Origin of the sequence: Zobellella denitrificans (genome assembly GCF_002237365.1) — a bacterium.
In the GTDB taxonomy this organism is placed as follows: Bacteria; Pseudomonadota; Gammaproteobacteria; order Enterobacterales; family Aeromonadaceae; genus Oceanimonas; species Oceanimonas denitrificans.
Genome location: NZ_NMUO01000183.1, coordinates 1 through 1285, shown reverse-complemented (window position 1 = coordinate 1285; position 1285 = coordinate 1). Strand labels below are relative to the sequence as shown.

At 54.0% G+C, this 1285-nt stretch carries 1 protein-coding gene; it reads left to right on the top strand.

The window, feature by feature from the left end; genetic code table 11:
* Positions 1-136 precede the first annotated feature (136 nt).
* Positions 137-1264 (top strand): ISAs1 family transposase, encoded by a 1128-nt coding sequence (locus CGX12_RS19195; RefSeq protein WP_094041456.1) that lies wholly within the window; start codon positions 137-139, stop codon positions 1262-1264.
* Positions 1265-1285: the final 21 nt, after the last annotated feature.

Sequence of the window (1285 nt, the reverse complement as noted above, 5' to 3'; positions counted from 1 at the left end):
CAGGGCCGACGCATGATCATTTTTCGCCCAACCTGATCAAGCATCGATCGGTCCAGCGGCAAGGTTGCTCATTTTGATTGTGTCTTACGCTGCAAGAGAGTACATAGTGGAGATCTTGACCAACCCTTGTTCTGTGATGGCCCAGAAACCCTTGCTTGATTATCTCGAAACACTCCCTGATCCGCGTCTGCAAGCAAAATGCTCCCATGTCCTGTCAGAAGTCGTGTTCATGGCCACTTGCGCCATGATGTGCGGATTCGACACCTGGAGTGAGATCACCCTGTTTGCCAAAGAACGGGAGCAATGGTTTCGGCGATGGTTGTCTCTGCCGGGGGGCGTTCCCTCGCACGATACCTTCAACCGCGTCTTTGCCATCCTGCCGCCCGATAGCCTGAAATCCATTTTCCAAGAATGGGTTAGCGATATCTTGGACAACGACACCTTATCAGGGCAGCTCGCCATTGATGGCAAGGCGCTACGTGCCACGGCCAAAGGCAAGGGGGCCAACCCCGTGCACATGGTTAATGCCTGGTCAACCGAACTGGGCATGTGCATCGGGCAGCAAAAAGTTGACCAGAAATCGAACGAGATAACGGCCATACCGGCCCTGCTCAAGTTGCTTGAACTCGAGGGCTGCCTGGTCAGTATCGATGCGGCTGGCACTCAAATGAACACGGTTGACACCATCCTCAAGAAATCGGCCGATTACCTGCTGGCGGTGAAAGATAATCAACCTACGCTCAGTGCCGAGGTCCAGGCCAGGTTCCAAGCCTACTGGGACAGTACAACGACCGATACTCCGGGCCCTGGCTTCAGCGAGCAGTTCGACGCACAACACGGCCGGAAAGAGCATCGGCGGTGTTGGACTCTTGCAGTCGATGAGCACCTGCCGATTTGCCAGACGTGGAAAGCCAAGACCATCATCGCAGTGCAAGCCGAACGGGTTAACAAAGGGAAAGGCCATGATTTTGTTCGCTTTTATATAAGTAGTCGAACGTTGGATGCCAACCTGGCCCTGAAGGCAACCCGCTTGCACTGGTCGGTGGAAAATCTGCTGCACTGGACACTGGACATCGCCTTTGACGAAGATAGGCTACAAGCCAGGGTGGGCCATGCGGGCGAAAACCTGGCTGTCATCAGGCAATGGATCCTGAACATGTTGAAACGCAATACGTCACGTACCCTGAGCATGGAGAATAAGCGGAAGCTGTGCTGCCTGAATGACGATTACTTGCTCGAATCCATGGGTCTGTTCAAATTATGAACTCTGGTGCGTCAGCCCTGG